A 13,265-nucleotide genomic window follows, 5' to 3' on the forward strand; every position below is an offset into this window, starting at 1 on the left:
TCCCGCGCCGCCGCGACGCCACCGCCCGGAGCGGGGGCCGACCGGGGCGCCGGATCAGCCGACGGTGGAACCGAAGACCTCGTCGCGGACGGCGTCCAGCGCGGTCCGCAGCGCGCCGTTGAGGATCGGCTCCTCGGTCAGCCCGGTCGGCACCACCCGGGGCCGCACCAGGGTGATCGCCGCCACCTCGTGCTGCACCCGCTGGGCCAGCGCCGTGCCGCCCGCCTGGCCGACATCGCCGGCGAGTACCACCAGCGGCGGGTCCAGCACCACGCAGGTGCTGGCCACACCGAGCGCCAGCCGGCGGGCGAGCTCGTCGAGCATCGGGCCGCCCGCCGCGCCGTCCGCGATCGCCGCGCGCACCGCCGCGGTGGCGCTGTCGTCGGGGTAGCCGTGCTCGCGGGCCAGCGCGCGCACCGCGTCCCCACCGACCAGCTGCTGGAAGGCCGGCTTGGCCCGGCGGGACACGTCACGCGGGATGGGCGCGCCGGGCACCGGCAGGTAGCCGATCTCGCCCGCGGCGCCGCTGCTGCCGTGGTGCAGCCGCCCGCCGAGCATGATCGCCAGACCGACACCCGCGCCGACCCAGACCAGCACGAAGTCGGTCACCCCGCGGGCGGCGCCGGACTGCGCCTCGGCCACCGCGGCCAGGTTGACGTCGTTCTCGAAGACCACCGGGGTGTGCAGGTCGTCGCGGAGCGCGCCGAGCAGGCCGCTGTGCCAGCGCGGCAGGTTGAAGGCGAAGGTGATGTCGCCGGTGGCCGGGTCGACCAGGCCGGGGGTGCCGAGCACGATCCGCCGGACACTCGACAGCTGGGCCTGCGCGCTGCTGGCCGCCTGGACCACCGCGTTGTGCACCACGCCGACCGGGTCGTCGGTGTCCCGGGTGGACTGCTCGACCCGGCCGATCACCGCGCCGGTGATGTCCGCGCAGGCGGCGACCACCCGGTCGGGGCCGACGTCCACCCCGACCACGTGCGCGCTGCCCGGCCGCACCGCGTAGAGCTGGGCGTTCGGTCCCCGCCCGCCGGCCTGCTCGCCGACCCGGGTGACCAGCCCCCGCTCCTCCAGCCGCTCGACCAGTTGGGAGGCGGTGACCTTGGACAACCCGGTCAGCTCGCCGAGCCGGGCCCGGGTCAGCGGCCCCTGCTCGAGCAGCAGTTCCAGCGCGGCGCGGTCGTTGAGCGCCCGCAGCAGGCGGGGGGTGCCGGGCAACCGGGTCGCACTCATGCCACGTCCTTCTGCTTCTATAAACTTTGCTAACTGTAAACCGACCGGTGAGCGGGTAGCCGTAGCGTATCGGCCACCCGGCACCGGAGAACTCGGACGACCCGGCACCGCTCCACCGCCGGGACGGCCGCCTCCGTCACGACGTCCGTGCCGTCCGGGCACCGGAAGGGGAGATCACGTGGGGCTCGATCCAGGACTGCGCCGGCTCGCGCTCGGCACGCTGCTGGCCGCGTACCCGGGCCCGGTGCCGCCGGACTGGGCGGTGGACCTGGTCGCCGAGGGGCTCGCCGGGCACACCCTGTTCGGCATGAACGTGCACAACCCCGCGCAGGTGGCGGCCAGCACCGCCGCGCTACGGGCCGGCCGTGCCGACGTGCTGATCGCCATCGACGAGGAGGGCGGCGACGTCACCCGGCTCGCCCACGCCACCGGCAGCCCCTATCCCGGCAACGCGGCGCTCGGCGCGGTCGGCGACGTGGCGCTGACCCGGCGCGTCTACGAGGCCATCGGGGCGGAGCTGTCCGCGCTCGGTATCACGGTGAACCTCGCGCCCACGGTCGACGTCAACACCGCCGACGAGAACCCGGTGATCGGCACCCGCTCGTTCGGCGCCGATCCGATCCGGGTCGCCGCGCACTCCTCCGCCGCGGTGGCCGGGCTCCAGGCGGCCGGCGTCGCCGCCTGCGCCAAGCACTTCCCCGGGCACGGCGCCACGATCGCCGACTCGCACCACGAGCTGCCCACCGTGGACGTGCCGGTCGAGGTGCTGCGGGAGCGCGACCTGCCCCCGTTCGCCGCGGTGGTCGCCGCCGGCACCCGGGCGGTGATGACCGCGCACATCCGGGTACCCGCGCTGACCGGCGACGGCCCGGCCACCTTCAGCCGGGCCGTCCTGGTGGACCTGCTGCGCGGCGAGTACGGCTTCACCGGCACGGTGATCACCGACGCGCTGGAGATGAAGGGCGCCGCGATCGCCGCGGGCGGGGTGGGGCCGGCCGCCGTCCGGGCCCTCGCCGCCGGCGCCGACCTGCTCTGCATCGGCGCCCAGGTCGACGCCGAGCTGGTCGAGCGGGTGGTCGCCGAGATCGTCGCGGCGCTGGGCGACGGCCGGCTGGACCGTTCCCGGGTGGAGGAGGCCGCCGGTCGGGCCGCCGAGCTGGCCGCCTGGACCGGAACCGCCGGCGGGATCTCCGCCGCCGCCACCGATCTGGGGTACGCGGCGGCGCGCCGCGCCGTCCGGGTGGAGGGCACCCTCACCGACCTGGACCGGCCGCTGGTGGTCCAGTTGCACGCCGCCTCCACCATCGCCGAGGGCCGGGTGCCCTGGGGACTCGGGCCGCACCTGGCCGACGCCGAGGAGATCCGGGTGGTCGCCGCGGAGACCGAACCGGCCACCCTGCGCGGGCTCGCCGGGTCCCGGCCGATCGTGCTGGTCGGCCGGCACCTCCACCGGCTGCCCGGCGGTCCCGAGCTGGTCACCGCGCTGGCCGCCGAGCACCCGGTGACCGTGGTCGAGATGGGTTGGCCGGCGAGCTGGCGGCCAGCCGGCGTCCGGGCCTTCGTCACCACCTACGGCGCCAGCCACGCCAACGGCCGGGCCGCCGCCGAGGCCCTCCGCCTGACCGGCTGACGCCGGGGCCGGCGGATCATGCCCGCCGGGCGGGCGGACCAGGCGGGCAGGCCGGGAAGGCCCGGGACCGGGAGGACCCGGGCCGGGCGGCATTGACCGGGCCGACGCGGGGTATGCGAATCGGATGACCGCTACCGACTCCTGGCACCGGGCACTGGCCGACCTCGTGTCCCGGTCGCACCGGCTGCCGCCGGACGAGCTGGCGGTGGCGGTCGGCGCCGTACTGCGGCCGCAGGGCGCCACGGCCACCGTCTACCTGGTCGACGCCGAGCGGTGCGACCTGCGTCCGCTGCCCGAGCCGGGCCGCCCGACGCCGGACGCCCTGCCGATCGACACCAGCCCGGCCGGTCGCGCCTTCACCCATGTCGAGCCGCGCATCGGACACGGGCCGCCACCCCGGCTCTGGATGCCGATCGTGAACGGCACCGACCGGCTGGGCCTGCTGGAGGTATTCCCGGCGGCCGGCACCGACCCGTCCGAGCCGTCGTTCCAGGACGGCTCGCCGGCTGATCGCCGGCCTGATCGGGCACCTGGTGACGAGCAAGATCGCGTACGGCGACACCCTGAGCCGGGCCCGGCGCAGCCGGCCGATGGCGGTCTCCGCCGAGCTGCTCTGGCAAACTGCTCCCGCCGCTGACCTTCGCCGCCCCGGGCACCGCGATCACCGCCCTGCTCGAACCCTGCTACGAGGTCGGCGGGGACGCGTTCGACTACGCCCTGGACGGCGGTGTCCTCACCCTGGCGATCCTGGACGGGGTCGGCCGCGGCCTGCCGGCGGTGCCCACCACCTCGGTCGCGCTCTCCGCGCTGCGTGCGGCGCGGCGGGCCGGCAGCGACCTGCCCGGGCTGGCCCGCTCGGTGGACACCGCCATCGCGAGCCAGTGGCGCGACGCCCGCTTCGTCACCGGGGTGCTGGCCGAGTTCGACACCCGCACCGGCCTGCTCAGGTACGTCGTCGCCGGGCACCCGCCGCCGCTGCTGCTGCGTGGCGGGCGGGCGGTGCGGGAGCTGACCGGCGGCCGGCGCCTCCCGCTCGGCCTGGCCGACCAGACCGTGGCGGCGCAGACCCGGCTGGAGCGGGGCGACCGGCTGCTGTTGCACACCGACGGGGTCACCGAGGCGCGCGGTACGAGCGGCGAACTGTTCGGCCTGCCCAGGCTGACCGATCTCGTCGAGCGCCAGATCAGCTCCGGCCGGCCGGCGGCCGAGATCCTGCGCCGGCTGAGCCGCGCGCTCACCGAGCACCTGGGCGGGCCGGACCGCGACGACGCCACGCCGCTGCTGGTCGAGTGGTCGGCCGAGGCGTCCGCGAACGTCGAACCCTGACTGTCAGTCCAGCGCCTGCAAGCCCTGGCCGGAGTGGTCCTCGGCGCCCCCGTCGGTCAACCCGAGCAGGGCATCGACCGAGGTGATCCGCAGCACCCGGGCCACCACCGGCAGCGGCCGGGCCACCCGGAGCGTCACGCCGCGTTCCCGGGCCACCACCGCGCCGTGGACCAGCACGCGAACCCCGCTGGAGTCGAGGAACGCGACGCCGGCCAGATCGACGAGGACCTCGTCGACATCGGCCGAACGCAGCACCACCTGCCGCCGCTCCGCGTCCTGCGCCCGCACGTCATCCACCGCCTCACCAGGGAGCCCGGCGCCCGTGCCGGTGCCAGCCGACCATACCCAGCCCGCGGTCGAGTGCCATTCGTCGCCGCAGTCTTGAACGTGTTCAACTCATCGCCTACGCTGAGCCCAGTCGATTTGAACGCGTTCAAGAGAGGTTCAGGATGGACACGAAGGTCTGGATGTACCTGGTCTACCTGGCGATCAGCATCGGGCTGACCATCTGGGTGGCCCGGGCGCTCTCCCGCAACGGGCTGGTCTTCCTCGAGGAGGTGTTCGCCGACGAGCGTCTCGCCAAGGCGGTGAACAGCCTGCTGGTGGTCGGCTTCTACCTGCTCAACCTCGGCTACGTCACGGTGGCCATGCGGCACCCCGACCCGGTGCGGACGACCAGCGCCGCGATGGAGGAGCTGTCGCTCAAGGTCGGCCTGGTGCTGCTGGTGCTCGGCGCGCTGCACTTCTTCAACGTCTTCGCGCTCAACCGGTACCGCCGGGGCCGGCTGCGCCAGTTCGCCACCCACCCCCCGCTCGCCCCGGTCGGCCAGCTGCCGATGACGCCCGCACCGCACGCCGGCCACCCGGTCGGCCCGCAGCCGCACGCCGGCCCGTACGCCGGCGGCCCGCGCCCCCAGCCCGGTCCGGCGGGCGGCGGCCAGCCGGGCGCCGGCCCGACCGCTCCCCAGTCGGCGCGATGACCGTCCCGCCCGCCGGAGCGCAGGGCCTCCCGGATGCCACCACGCACTCCGGTGGTGGCATCCGGGGGTTCACCGTCCTGTTCGACGCGCACTGCTCACTGTGCCGGGCCGCGCGCGCCTGGCTGGCGTCCCGGCCACAGCTCGTACCGCTGGAGTTCGTGCCGGCCGGCTCGGCGGAGGCCCGGCGGCGCTTCCCCGGCCTGGATCACGCCGCGACGCTGCGCGACCTCACCGTCATCGCGGACACCGGCGCGGTGTACGCGGGCGACGGCGCCTGGTTCGCCTGCCTGTGGGCGCTGGCCGAGCACCGGTCGACGGCCGAGCGGCTGGCCCGCCCGCACCTGCTCCCGCTGGCCCGGCGGGTGGTGGCGGTCGCCTCGGCGGTACGCGAGCGGGTCCGCGAGCCGTGGCCGGAGCCGACGCACGACCCGCCGGGTTACGGTGGCCCCGATGACCGAGCAGACTGCGCCGACGACCGCTGCGGGTGAGCCGGCGACCGCCCGCGGCGAGCAGACGCGGCAGCTCATCCTGGACACCGCGATGCGGCTGTTCCGCGAGCGCGGGTACGCCCAGACCACCATGCGCGCGATCGCCCAGGAGGCCGGGGTGGCGGTGGGCAACGCCTACTACTACTTCGGCTCCAAGGACCATCTGATCCAGGAGTTCTACGCCCGTGCACAGGTCGAGCACCGGGCGGCGGCCCAGCCGGTGCTCGACCGCGAGTCCGACTTCGCCGCCCGGCTCGCCGGGGTGCTGCACGCCGGCATCGACGTGCTCACCCCCTCGCACGACTTCGCCGCCAGCTTCTTCAAGACGGCCGCGGAGCCGACCTCCCCGCTGAGCCCGTTCTCGGCGGAGTCCTCGGCGCCGCGCCAGGCGGCGGTCGCGCTCTTCGCCGAGGTGCTGGACGGCTCCGCGGCCAAGGTGGACGCCGAGCTGCGCCCCCAGTTGCCGGAGCTGCTCTGGCTGGCGTACATGGGGGTGATCCTCTACTGGGTCTACGACCGGTCGCCGGGACAGGCCCGAACCCGGCAGCTGATCGACGGGGCGGTGCCGCTCATCGACCGGCTGGTGGCGCTGTCCCGGCTGCGGGTGCTCCGCCCGGTCACCCGCCAGGTCCTCGATCTGATTCGTACGCTGCGTCACTGAGCGGCCGGGCCGGACTCGTCGACTCCGCTCCAGGTCAAGTCCGCTATTCGACACTCCACGACAAGCGCTGACATCTTGCCGTCGAGCCTGTCGATACGTAGCGTAATCAGCGTCGCTCGACCTACGGGGCCTGGGGGAGGCTGCGGACCGTGGATCCGGCCCGGGATCCACGGTCCGCGCCCCGCGTCCGGACGACCCGCCCGGCCGGGGCGGCTTTCGCGAGTCAGCTCGGGTACACCCCGAACGACCGCCAACCCCGGTCCGGGAAGCCGGCGGCTTCCGCCACCCGCGCCGAGGCGGCGTTGCGGTGATCGTGCAGATAGGTTGGTACGGCGCCCTCGTCGAGCACCCGGCGGGCCGCCTGGGCGACCAGTCGGCGGGCCAGGCCGCGATCCCGGGCGGCGGGCACGGTCCCCACCGCCAACTCGTGGCCGTACGCGTCGTGCCGCTTGATCCCCACCCCGGCCAGGTAGCGACCACTGTCGTCGCGGACCACCAGCACCGCCCGGTCGAACAGCCGCAGCCAGGCCGGCAGTCCCGGTTCCGCCGGGGAGATCCACTCCCCCAGGTCGGGCAGCGGGGCCGGTGCCGAAGTCCACCGGAAGACGTCGTCGTGCAGCGCCCAGCCCCGGTGGCCGACCGCCGTGGGCAGCTCCGGCAGCAGGCGCTTCGGCCGCCGGGCCAGCTCCCGGACCGCGGCGACCCGGTCGGGCGGCACCGACAGCACGGTGCTCGCGCCGGCCCGAACCGCGATCGCCGGGCGGAGCCGGCCGTCCCAGGCGGGGCGGGCCCGGCGGTGCGAGCCGACCACGTGCAGACCCGGGCCGGCGGGCCACTGCCCGAGCCAGCTGGCCAGGTGCAGGTGGAGTCGCCGGTCGAGCACCGATCCACCTCCCTGCGCCGTCGGCCACCGAGCCGGAATCCGATCACGGTACGCCGGGCGGCTCCGCCCGGCGTACCGAACCGGTCAGCGTCGACCGTGCCCCGCGTCGTGCTCGGCGTGCCCGGCGTGCTCGCCGTGGTCGGCATGCCCGGCGTTTGCGCCATGCCCCGCGTGCCCGGCGCGCTCGCCGTGACCGGCATCCCCGGCGTCCCCCTAGGGATATGAGGGGAAGTGGTGCCCGTCACTGCGCCGACCGCGCCGTAAGGAGATGGCAAGACCTACGGCAGCGTACGTCTGGCTACGCTGGGCCGGCGCGAGGGAGGTGCCCGGTGACCCAGCGGGTGCTGGTCGTCGACGACGACCGGACGGTCAGCGACGTGGTCTGCCGCTACCTGGAGCACGCCGGATACCGGGTCGACCATGTCGGCGACGGGGCCGCCGCGCTGGCCGCGGTCGCCGCGGAGCCGCCCGACCTGGTGGTACTCGACCTGATGCTGCCGGTGCTGGACGGCCTGGAGGTCTGCCGGCGGCTACGGTCCCGGCCGGACGGCGTACCCATCGTGATGCTCACCGCGCGCGGCGACGAGGCCGACCGGATCCTCGGCCTGCAACTCGGCGCGGACGACTACCTGGGCAAGCCGTTCTCCCCCCGGGAGCTGGTGCTGCGGGTCCGCTCGGTGCTGCGCCGGGCCGGCGGCGAGCCGGCCGGGACGGTGCCGGAGGTGCTCACCGACGGCGGGCTGGAGGTGCTCACCGGGCCCCGGGTGGCCCGGCTGCACGGGCGCGAACTGGCCCTGACGCTGCGCGAGTTCGACCTGTTGGCCCACCTGATGCGACACCCGGCACGGGCGTTGCGCCAGGCGGAACTGCTGGAGCGGGTGTGGGGCTGGAGCTTCGGCGACGAGTCGACGGTGACCGTGCACGTACGGCGGCTGCGGGAGAAGGTGGAGGCCGATCCCGCGGACCCACGGCGGATCGTGACGGTCTGGGGCGTGGGCTACCGATACCAGCCGACCGATGCGTGAGCTGGCCCTGATCTTCGCGGCGGCGCTCGCCGCGGCGCTCTGCGTCGGCGCCGCCGGCGCGCTCGCCCTGCGGCTGCTGCGCGGCCGGTCGATCACCGTCCACATCGTGGTGCTGCTGACGGTGACCGTGACCGCGGTGGTGGCCGGCGTGGCCGTGGTCGCCGAGGCGATGTTCCTCTCCGCTCACGACCTCGAGGTGGTACTGATCACCGTCGCGGCGGCGGCGACGGTCAGCCTGGCCGTCGGCTGGCTCTTCGCCCGCCGGCTCGCCGCCGCCGCGGTCTGGGCCGACCAGGCGCGGGAGCGGGAACGGCGGATCGAGCAGGGGCGGCGCGACCTGGTCGCCTGGGTGTCGCACGACCTGCGCACCCCGCTGGCCGGGCTGCGGGCGATGGCGGAGGCGCTGGAGGACCGGGTGGTGCTGGACCCGGAGACGGTCGCCGAGTACCACCGCCGGATCCGGGTGGAGACCGACCGGATGACCCGGCTGGTGGACGACCTGTTCGAACTGTCCCGGATCAACGCCGGCGCGCTGCGGCTGTCGCTGTCGGCGGTGCCGCTCGGCGACGTGGTCTCCGACGCGCTGGCCGGCGCCGCGCCACTGGCCGCAGCCCGGCGGATCCGGCTGGTCGCCGCCGAGACCGGCTGGCCGACGGTGCTGGCCAGCGAGCCGGAACTGGCCCGGGTGGTGAGCAACCTGCTGCTCAACGCGGTCCGCTACACCCCCGAGGACGGCACGGTACGGATTGACGGCGGACGCGACGCCGACGCCGCCTGGCTGGCGGTGGCCGACACCTGCGGCGGGATCCCGGAGGAGGACCTGCCCCGGGTCTTCGAGGTGGCGTTCCGGGGCGAGCCGGCGCGTACGCCGCGACCGGGCAACGGGCACCGCGCCGGGTCGGGCGGGCTGGGTCTGGCGATCGTGCGCGGGCTGATTGAGGCGCACGGCGGCCGGGTAGATGTACAGAACCTCACCGACGGGTGCCGGTTCGTGGTCCGCCTGCCCGCCACGGGAACCTGATCCATCGATCCCACGTCATATTCATTTCCATACATGTACAACTTTCTTTGGGACGGTAATGGTCATGCCGAATCAGCCGAATGACCGGTACCAGCAGGACACCGAGCGCCTCTGGCGGGTCCCCGGGACTCCCGGACGCTTCCCGGGTCAGCCGCCGTACCGGGGCAGCCGGTCCGCCTCCGGCACCGACGCGCCGACCTGGAGCGAGCTGAACAAGCTGCCGGCCGGCACCTCCGCCCGACGCGGCCTCAACACCCACTGACGCACGAACCCTCGCGGCCGACAGCCAGCACCGGAGCTTCCGGCTACCCGACCTCATCATCGCCGCGACGGCCGAGGTGCACGGCGCGACGGTGCTCCACTACGACGCCGACCACGACCGGATCGCCGCTCACCGGCCAGCCCACGGAGTGGGTGGCGCCGCAGGGCAGTCTCTGACCCGGCGACACTCCCGGGCGGTCCAACGGGGGCTTTCGCACACCTGTCGGGTAATTTCTTGAGGTCCGGAACCCGGCCCACGACAGGAGAAGCTCAGCGCATGGGCAAGAAGACGATCCACGTCTCCGACTTCAGCGGCACGGTGCTGCGCCCCGACGACGAGGTGGTCCGCGTCGTCGTGCTGGAGCACCCTGACCTGGTGGCCGGGCCCGTGCAACTGGACGCCACCCCGGTCGAGGTGGAGAGCATCGACGACGCGGCGCTGGACGTCGCGGTGGTCGAGATCCACGACCGGCACGGCGGCGGCGAACCGCGCCGGGTGGTGCTGACCGCCAGCGAGTTCGACGCGATGGCCACCGACGTGCCGATGGCACAACTGCTCAGGACCGCCGAGCGGGTCCGCCCGCCCAAGGCCCGCCGCAGCGCCGAGCGGCTCGACTACGGCACCATCGAGCACGCCGGCAAGCCGCACCGGGGGCGGGTCACCGAGGAGGAGGCCCGGCTGGTGCGCGAACGGCTCGACGAGGTGAACAAGCGCCTCGCCGACGCCGGGATCCGCCAGATCGACCCGGCCGACCCGGAGCAGGCCGCCCGGTACGGCTTCCCCGCCACCGCCTGACCGGAGCGGTCAGGAGGCCTTCTTCGTCAGGGCTTCGAGCGCGGCGACGAGCCAGGTCTCGGCGGCGGTCTTGTCGACGCCGAGGCCGGCCAGCACACCGCTGCCGTGCTCCAGTTCCAGCAGGGCGAGCAGGATGTGCTCGGTGCCGATGTAGTTGTGCCCCAGCCGGAGCGCCTCGCGGAAGGTCAGCTCCATCGCCTTCCTGCTCTGCGCGTCGTACGGGATGAGGTCGGGGACCTCGGCCGCCGACGCCGCCGGCAGCGCGGCAAGCGCGGCCTCCCGGACCTGCTCCAGCGATACGCCCTGCGCGACGATCGCCTTCGCGGCCAGCGCCTCCGGCTCGCTGAGCAGCCCGAGCGTGATGTGCTCCGGCCGGATCTCCGCGTGCCCGGTGGCCCGCGCCTCGTTCTGGGAGGCCATCGCCACGTTGCGGGCCCGCGGGGTGAACCGGCTGAAACCCTGCTGCGGGTCCAGCGGCGCTTCGGCGGACTTCGGCACGAACCGCTTCTGCGCGGCCTGCTTGGTCACGCCCATGCTGCGGCCGATCTCGGTCCACGAGGCGCCGGAGCGCCGGGCCTGGTCCACGAAGTGGCCGATCAGGTGGTCGGCCACTTCGCCGAGGTGGTCGGCGACGATGACCGCGTCGGCCAGCTGGTCGAGCGCGTCGGAGTGCGCCTTCTTGATCGCCTCGATCAGGTCGTCGAGCCGGACCGGGTTGTTCATGGGAAGTGGACTGGTCATGCGTCAACCGTAAGTTGACGGCCCGGCTTTCGTCAACCGCTGGTTGACGAATCGTGGGTTCCCCGGTCGCCCGGACGCCCGGGGTCAGTCGCGGTGCGCGGCACTGGGAGTCCGTCGGGCTGCTCTCCCCCGCCCGGGCGGTGGCCGGCCGCCGGCGCTACGGCACCGCCGACCTGTACGGATCGCGACGATCCTGCACCGGCCGGCCCGGTCCCCGTCGTCCGCCGGTGCCACCGGCCCGGCCGGTGCGCCCGGTCAGGCCCGCCCCGAGAGCAGCCGGTCGAGGTGGGTCGCGGTGCTGATCAGCGACAGGTGGCTGAACGCCTGGGGGAAGTTGCCGATCTGCTCGCCGCTGGGGGCGATCTCCTCGGAGTACAGCCCGAGCTGGCTGCTGTAGGTGAGCATCTTCTCGAACGTCAGCCGCGCGTCGTCGAGACGGCCGGACTGGGCGAGCGCCTCGACGTACCAGAAGGTGCACATGCTGAAGGTGCCCTCGTTGCCGGCGAGTCCGTCGGGTGAGGCGCCCGGGTCGTACCGGTAGACGAGACTGTCAGAGACCAGGTCGGTGTCGATGGTTCGCAGCGTCGCCTGCCACATCGGATCGGTCGGCGCGACGAACCCCAGCGCCGGCATGGCGAGCAGCGAGGCGTCCAGCACGTCGGTCGCGTAGTGCTGCACGAAGGCGCCGCGCTTGGGGTGGAAGCCGCGCGTCATGATCTGCTCGTACGCGGCGTTGCGCGCGTCCCGCCACCGAATGACGTCGCCCGGCCGCCCGAGCCGCTCGGCGAGGCGGATGGCACGGTCGAACGCCACCCACGACATCAGCCGGCCGTAGGTGAAGTCCTGCCGACCGGAACGGGTCTCCCAGATGCCGTCCTCCGGCTGGTCCCAGTTGGCGCAGAGCCAGTCCACCAGGTGGACGATGTGCTGCCACTCCTGGTGGGAGCTGCGCAGCCCGCGATCGCCGGCGAGGTGCACCGCGTTGAGCGCCTCGCCGTAGATGTCGAGTTGCAGCTGGCCGGCGGCGCCGTTGCCGATCCGTACCGGCGCCGAGCCCCGGTAGCCCTCCAGGTGGTCGAGGACCTCCTCGGTGAGGTCGGGCGAGCCGTCGACGCGGTACATGACCTGCAGCGGAGACTCGCTCTGCCGCGCCTCCCGGATCCGGTCGTAGAGCCAGCCCAGGTAACCGTTGGCCTCGTCGGTGAAGCCCAGGCTGAGCAGGGCGTGCACCGAGAAGGACGCGTCCCGGATCCAGGTGTAGCGGTAGTCCCAGTTGCGTTCGCCGCCGAGTTGCTCGGGCAGCCCGGCGGTCGGCGCGGCGATGAGCGCGCCGGTCGGGGCGTACGTCATGAGCTTCAGCGTCATCGCGGACCGCTCGACCATCTCCCGCCATCGGCCGGCGTACTGGGAGCGGGCGAGCCAGCGCCGCCAGAAGTCCCGCGTCTCCTCCAGCAGGTCCTGCACCTCGCCCGGGGTGTACCGGCGCGGCGGCGCGGACGCCCCGGTCTCCAGCACCACGCCCCCGGCCTCGCCCTCGTGGAAGGTGCCGATAACGCAGATCCCTTCCGGCTCCCGGCGGATCTCCTGGTCGCGCATCTCGAGCCGGTCGGCGTAGCGGATCTGGTTGAGCGTGAGGGAGAGCGTCGAGCTGCGGAAGACGCTGCCGTCCGGATGGACCTCGAGGTGGTGCGGATCCCGTCCGTAGTTGAACCGTGGCCGGCAGTCGACCCGGAACCGCATGTTGCCCCGGACGACCCGTAGCATCCGGACCAGGCGGTGGCGCTCGGTCGCCCGGTCCCCGGTGACCGGCATGAAGTCGATCAGCTCGCCCACGCCGTCCGCGCTGAGGAACCGGGTGATCAGGATCGGCGTACCGGGCAGGTAGAGCTGCTTGCTCACGTAGTCGATCCCGCACGGCGAGGCCTGGAAATGGCCCCCCTTCCGCCGGTCCAGCAGCCCACCGAACAGGCTCGGCGAGTCGAACCGGGGCGCGCAGAACCAGTCGAGGGTCCCGTCCCGGGTGATCAGCGCCGCGGTCTGCAGGTCACCGATCAGGCCGTGGGCCTCCACGGCGGGATACGTCTCCACCGGACCTCCCAGCGCTCGGCTGCCGGCGCGAGCCGACTACCCGCCGGCCGACCCGGCACACCTGCGCCACCCTCCCGCGACGGCCGTGGCAGCCCCCGCTGACCGGGGCATGCCGACTGCTGGACACCCGGCCCC

Annotated in this window: 16 protein-coding genes; 11 read left to right on the top strand and 5 right to left on the bottom strand. The window is 74.1% G+C overall.

Going from position 1 to position 13,265, the window contains the following annotated elements:
• Positions 1-54: 54 nt before the first annotated feature.
• The gene (locus tag FHX32_RS25810) at positions 55-1,230 is read right to left on the bottom strand and encodes an ROK family transcriptional regulator (RefSeq protein WP_167188410.1); all 1,176 of its coding nucleotides are present in this window, start codon (positions 1,228-1,230) and stop codon (positions 55-57) included.
• A gap of 178 nt (positions 1,231-1,408) precedes the next feature.
• Between FHX32_RS25810 and FHX32_RS25815 the strand changes: the two genes are divergently transcribed.
• The 3 genes from FHX32_RS25815 (at position 1,409) to FHX32_RS25825 (ending at position 4,186) form a co-directional block, all read left to right on the top strand.
• The gene (locus FHX32_RS25815; protein WP_167188413.1) at positions 1,409-2,860 is read left to right on the top strand and encodes a glycoside hydrolase family 3 N-terminal domain-containing protein; all 1,452 of its coding nucleotides are present in this window, start codon (positions 1,409-1,411) and stop codon (positions 2,858-2,860) included.
• A 124-nt stretch (positions 2,861-2,984) separates the two neighbouring features.
• On the top strand, positions 2,985-3,497 hold the full coding sequence (locus FHX32_RS25820) for a hypothetical protein (RefSeq protein ID WP_167188416.1): 513 nt from the start codon (positions 2,985-2,987) through the stop codon (positions 3,495-3,497).
• Between the two features lie 80 nt (positions 3,498-3,577).
• Positions 3,578-4,186: a PP2C family protein-serine/threonine phosphatase gene (locus FHX32_RS25825; RefSeq protein WP_486481350.1), complete on the top strand. Its 609-nt coding sequence runs from the start codon at positions 3,578-3,580 to the stop codon at positions 4,184-4,186.
• A 3-nt stretch (positions 4,187-4,189) separates the two neighbouring features.
• Here the strand turns inward: FHX32_RS25825 and FHX32_RS25830 are convergent, their stop codons facing one another.
• Positions 4,190-4,483: an STAS domain-containing protein gene (locus FHX32_RS25830; protein ID WP_167188419.1), complete on the bottom strand. Its 294-nt coding sequence runs from the start codon at positions 4,481-4,483 to the stop codon at positions 4,190-4,192.
• A gap of 152 nt (positions 4,484-4,635) precedes the next feature.
• On the opposite strand from FHX32_RS25830, the gene FHX32_RS25835 reads away from it, so the two are divergent.
• The 3 genes from FHX32_RS25835 to FHX32_RS25845 are packed head-to-tail and all read left to right on the top strand — an operon-like array spanning position 4,636 to position 6,315.
• Positions 4,636-5,166 (top strand): hypothetical protein, encoded by a 531-nt coding sequence (locus FHX32_RS25835; RefSeq protein ID WP_167188421.1) that lies wholly within the window; start codon positions 4,636-4,638, stop codon positions 5,164-5,166.
• Positions 5,163-5,654: a DCC1-like thiol-disulfide oxidoreductase family protein gene (locus tag FHX32_RS25840; RefSeq protein ID WP_167188424.1), complete on the top strand. Its 492-nt coding sequence runs from the start codon at positions 5,163-5,165 to the stop codon at positions 5,652-5,654. The genes FHX32_RS25835 and FHX32_RS25840 overlap by 4 nt, the downstream gene beginning before the upstream one ends.
• On the top strand, positions 5,617-6,315 hold the full coding sequence (locus FHX32_RS25845; RefSeq protein ID WP_167188427.1) for a TetR family transcriptional regulator: 699 nt from the start codon (positions 5,617-5,619) through the stop codon (positions 6,313-6,315). Before FHX32_RS25840 ends, FHX32_RS25845 begins: the two co-directional genes overlap by 38 nt.
• A gap of 223 nt (positions 6,316-6,538) precedes the next feature.
• On the opposite strand, the gene FHX32_RS25850 is transcribed toward FHX32_RS25845, so the two are convergent.
• A complete protein-coding gene (locus FHX32_RS25850; RefSeq protein ID WP_167188430.1) occupies positions 6,539-7,198 on the bottom strand; it encodes a GNAT family N-acetyltransferase in 660 nt (219 codons plus the stop codon).
• A 329-nt stretch (positions 7,199-7,527) separates the two neighbouring features.
• Between FHX32_RS25850 and FHX32_RS25855 the strand changes: the two genes are divergently transcribed.
• From FHX32_RS25855 to FHX32_RS25870, 5 genes are all read left to right on the top strand, one after another.
• Positions 7,528-8,223, top strand: coding sequence for a response regulator transcription factor (locus FHX32_RS25855; RefSeq protein WP_167188433.1), 696 nt, complete (start codon positions 7,528-7,530; stop codon positions 8,221-8,223).
• Positions 8,216-9,244: an ATP-binding protein gene (locus FHX32_RS25860; protein WP_167188436.1), complete on the top strand. Its 1,029-nt coding sequence runs from the start codon at positions 8,216-8,218 to the stop codon at positions 9,242-9,244. The genes FHX32_RS25855 and FHX32_RS25860 overlap by 8 nt, the downstream gene beginning before the upstream one ends.
• A gap of 64 nt (positions 9,245-9,308) precedes the next feature.
• A complete protein-coding gene (locus FHX32_RS25865) occupies positions 9,309-9,506 on the top strand; it encodes a DNA repair protein (protein WP_167188439.1) in 198 nt (65 codons plus the stop codon).
• 58 nt (positions 9,507-9,564) lie between these two features.
• Positions 9,565-9,744 (top strand): hypothetical protein, encoded by a 180-nt coding sequence (locus FHX32_RS35425; protein ID WP_486481351.1) that lies wholly within the window; start codon positions 9,565-9,567, stop codon positions 9,742-9,744.
• A 38-nt stretch (positions 9,745-9,782) separates the two neighbouring features.
• Positions 9,783-10,301, top strand: a complete 519-nt coding sequence (locus FHX32_RS25870; protein ID WP_167188442.1) for a hypothetical protein — start codon at positions 9,783-9,785, stop codon at positions 10,299-10,301.
• Positions 10,302-10,310: 9 nt separating this feature from the next.
• Here FHX32_RS25870 and FHX32_RS25875 read toward each other — a convergent pair whose 3' ends face one another.
• Both FHX32_RS25875 and FHX32_RS25880 read right to left on the bottom strand, forming a co-directional pair.
• On the bottom strand, positions 10,311-11,042 hold the full coding sequence (locus tag FHX32_RS25875) for a Clp protease N-terminal domain-containing protein (protein ID WP_208419195.1): 732 nt from the start codon (positions 11,040-11,042) through the stop codon (positions 10,311-10,313).
• Between the two features lie 255 nt (positions 11,043-11,297).
• Positions 11,298-13,130, bottom strand: coding sequence for a glycoside hydrolase family 15 protein (locus FHX32_RS25880; protein ID WP_167188445.1), 1,833 nt, complete (start codon positions 13,128-13,130; stop codon positions 11,298-11,300).
• Positions 13,131-13,265: the final 135 nt, after the last annotated feature.

This window comes from Micromonospora sp. CNZ280 (genome assembly GCF_011759515.1).